The 3653-nt window shown below is 59.2% G+C and carries 4 protein-coding genes and 1 tRNA gene; all 5 read right to left on the bottom strand.

The window, feature by feature from the left end; translation table 11 throughout:
- Positions 1-79: 79 nt before the first annotated feature.
- Positions 80-153 (bottom strand) — tRNA-Cys (locus ACFDSS_RS14065).
- Positions 154-213: 60 nt separating this feature from the next.
- Positions 214-1278 carry a molybdenum ABC transporter ATP-binding protein gene (gene modC / locus ACFDSS_RS14060; RefSeq protein ID WP_375256347.1) on the bottom strand — a complete coding sequence of 355 codons (1065 nt, stop codon included), beginning with the start codon at positions 1276-1278 and terminating at the stop codon, positions 214-216.
- Positions 1275-1973: a molybdate ABC transporter permease subunit gene (gene modB, locus ACFDSS_RS14055; RefSeq protein WP_375256346.1), complete on the bottom strand. Its 699-nt coding sequence runs from the start codon at positions 1971-1973 to the stop codon at positions 1275-1277. The genes modC and modB overlap by 4 nt, the downstream gene beginning before the upstream one ends.
- Positions 1970-2710 (bottom strand): molybdate ABC transporter substrate-binding protein, encoded by a 741-nt coding sequence (modA, locus tag ACFDSS_RS14050; RefSeq protein ID WP_375256345.1) that lies wholly within the window; start codon positions 2708-2710, stop codon positions 1970-1972. The genes modB and modA overlap by 4 nt, the downstream gene beginning before the upstream one ends.
- Positions 2711-2748: 38 nt before the next feature.
- The coding region (locus tag ACFDSS_RS14045) for an acetoin utilization protein AcuC (RefSeq protein ID WP_375256344.1) at positions 2749-3653 on the bottom strand (905 nt) is incomplete at its 5' end.

The raw sequence follows: 3653 nt of genomic DNA, 5'->3' as shown, positions 1-3653 counted from the left end.
TGTACGAATTGTGTACAGAAATTTGGTGACTATATATTGTTTTGGAGAGTGTTTTATGATTAATATCTACAAGATATTGTGGAGGCGAGTACCGGAATCGAACCGGTCTACACGGATTTGCAATCCGCTGCATAACCTACCTGCCCACTCGCCTCTGGAGGCATGGATTAAGGACACCGCCCGATAACGTCAAGGCGATATCGCAGCCGGACCTCATGTGCTGCCGATGTCTTCCGGTCCCACGGCGGTCGCTTTGATGATCGCATAGATTTCCTGGCCAACAAAGAGTTTCATGCGCGCCGCACTCCGCCGCGTAACCCGCGCCAGCAACGCGTCTTGGCCTGCGCGCAGCCCCACTGCAACCCCTGGACCGTGCCCTTCGGCGATCTGTGTGATCGTTACGGGTAATACGTTCAGCGCGCTCAGGCCGTCTGGCGCAATTGTGGCCAGAATAACATCCTGCGCCGGAATGCGCAGTCGTACCGATCGTCCGACTGGCCCCAAATGTCCCGACAACACCAGCCGCCCGCCGGAGAACGCCAGCTCCGTCAACCCATCATCGAGCATCCGGCCTGAAACGCGTGCGGTAATCACCGCACCTGCCGCACGTGGCCCAAGATAGGGCACCGCCTCAGCGTCGGCCAAAACAGACGTCACCGGGCCAGTCAAAAGGGCCTTACCATTATCAAGAACCACAACTGTGGTCGCCAGCCGCGCCACCTCTGACACGTCGTGGCTGACGTAAAGCATGGGGGTCTTCATCTGGTCACGCAGTCGTTCAATATATGGCAAGATCTCTGCTTTTCGCGCCGCGTCAAGTGCTGCAAGCGGTTCATCCAGAAGCAAAATCTGGGGATTGCACATCAAGGCCCGCCCCAATGCGACCCGCTGCTTTTCGCCCCCTGACAGGCCCGACGGCATACGCTCCAATAGCGCGTCCAACCCTAGAACAGAGATCACCTGATCGGCGTCATGCGCGCCGCCATACCGCAGATTGCGCAGGACCGTCATATGCGGGAACAGACGCGCATCCTGAAAGACGTAGCCGATCCGCCGTTTGCGGGCCGGTAAATTGATGCCTTGCATATGGTCGAACAGTACGTCCTCACCGATACTGATCCGCCCGTGGTCAGGCCGATTCAATCCAGCCACGGCATTCACAACTGAAGTCTTGCCGGACCCTGATTTTCCAAAAATGGCTGTGACGCCATTCGGCGCTTCAAACTGCACATCGAGTAGAAAATCGCCGAGTTGCTGCGTGATATTGATGCTAATCATGGCCGCCTCATCCGCACCGCCATACGCCTTGCCAACCATTCAGATACCAACAGCGCGCCCATCGCCAACACCACAGATACGATAACCAAGCCCAGCACAGCCGGTTCTTCGCCCGGGACTTGCAGCAACCCGTAAATCGCGGACGGGATGGTTTGGGTTTCACCCGGAATCGCTGCGACGAAGGTAATGGTTGCGCCGAACTCTCCCAAGGCCTTGGCAAAACCGAGAACGCCCCCCGCCAGGATCCCAGGCAACACCAGTGGCAAAGTCACCGTGCGCATCACCCGCCAGCGTGACGCACCCAATGTCGATGCCGCCTGCTCCAATCCCGGATCGACGGCTTCAAAACCAAGGCGAATGGCCCGTACCATCAAAGGGAAGGCCATGATTGCAGCGGCCAGGGCCGCACCGGTCCAGCGAAAGGCGAAAGACACGCCGAAAAATTGGTAGAGCGGCCCGCCCAAAAGGCCCTGCTGACTGAATACCACCAAGAGCAAGTATCCCGTCACAACGGGTGGCAAGACCAGCGGCAAATGCACAATCCCGTTCAATATCTGCCGTCCGGGAAAGGACTTCCGCGCAAGTATATGGGCCACCCAAATTGCCAACGGCAATGCCGCGAGTGTCGCAACCAACGCCACACGCAACGACAGCATAATCGCCATCCATTCTTGTGGGCCAAACAGATCACTCATGGCGTCTTTGCCGGCGGCAGGAAACCCGCATCCGCCATGATCGCCTGACCTGCGGGACTGCGAAGATAGTCCCAAAAGACCTGCGCCTCAATTGCCGCGTCACGCACAACGGCGCCAGAATATCTGATCGGCGGATGGCTGTCGGAAGGAAAGTCAGCGACTTCGGTCACGGCGTCACTGACGCGCAAATCCGTGCGGTAGACGATGCCCAGAGGCGCCTGCCCTCTTGCCACCAAACCCAAGGCTGCGCGCACATTGTCGACTTCAGCCAACTGATTTTGCACCGCTTCCCACAGACCGAGGTCTTCAAGCGCGGCCTTGCCGTAGATGCCGGCTGGCACTGCCTCGGTGAGCCCCATCGCAATGCGCCCATCGCGCAATACCTCCAGGATGATATTGGATTGCAAGCTGACGGGTTTCTGCCCGGCCTGCCCGATCAGAACCAACCTGTTGCTCGCAAAATCCGAGACGCTCTCGGGTAGGACGCGTTCCCCTGCCACAAGCACATCCATCCACGCGACGTTCGCCAACAAGACAACATCTGCGGGCGCCCCGAGACTGATTTGCCGCGCCAATGTGCCACTCCCGCCATACGAAACAACGACATCGCCGACCTCTTTCGCGATCCGGTCCAGCGGTTCTTTCAGGCTGGCAGCGGCGAAAACCAAAATATCCGCGCGCGCAGGCAATGCAGCGGCGGCAAGGGCAAAGGCGAGTATGATCGCGCGCAGGGTCATGGGCGGACTATCGGGGGGTTCGCACGGGCTTGCAAGCCTCAGAGGGTGCTTGCGCGGCGGGCCGCCAGCAGTTTGACGGACTGCCGTAATTCAACGCGGATCGGCCCGCCGCGCGGTGTATCTCGCAGCGTGTTGATCCAGTGATCCTGTGGATAGTGCCGCCTGAAAGGGCCTTCCCATGTCAGCGCGCCCAATACGCCCATTGCTGCCGGAGGCAATTGATCGGGGATCTCATATCCATTGAGCGTGGCCCACACCCCTGTCCAGAGCCGCCCCACCGACCATGGATTGTAGCCCCCGCCGCCCAGAACCAGATAACGTGAGGCGACAGGTTTGAGTGCGGCAACGATTGCCCAATGCGCGTTGTTGGAAAGGGTAAGGCGCGATTGCGGGTCTTCGGTCACAGCATCAGCGCCACATTGCAGCACAATCGCATCCGGTCGGAAAGCCGTCACCTGCGGCACGATCAACGCATCACAGATCAAGGCCATTTCATCGTCATTAAGGCCCGCAGGCACTGGAAGGTTGAACACCTGCCCGACACCGCGATCGTCCAGGGCACCCGTGCGCGGCCAGCGGTTTTCCTCATGAACAGATATCTGGAGCGTATCGGGATCAGTCGCAAAAGCGTGCTCAACCCCGTCGGGGTGATGGGCGTCTATATCGACATAGGCGATCCTTTGCGCCCCGTTGCGGCGCAAGGAATGGATCGCAAGAACTGGATCATTGAGGTAGCAAAACCCATTCGCCCGATCCGGTAGCCCATGATGCGTCCCGCCCGCTGGTGAATAGATGATACCCCCGTGTTTGAGCAAGTCGCCCGCCAACAATGACGCCCCGGCAGAGGTCGCGGGTCGGCGGTACATCTCCTTGAAAACAGGGTTTGATGGGGTGCCCAATGCGTGACGCTGGCGGGTCTCTTCGGTCACCGATTGCACGGCCT

It is taken from the genome of Yoonia sp. (assembly GCF_042093035.1).
Classification (GTDB): Bacteria; Pseudomonadota; Alphaproteobacteria; order Rhodobacterales; family Rhodobacteraceae; genus Yoonia.
Note: the sequence above shows the minus strand (reverse complement) of the source record. Positions and strands in the feature narration are given on the sequence as shown.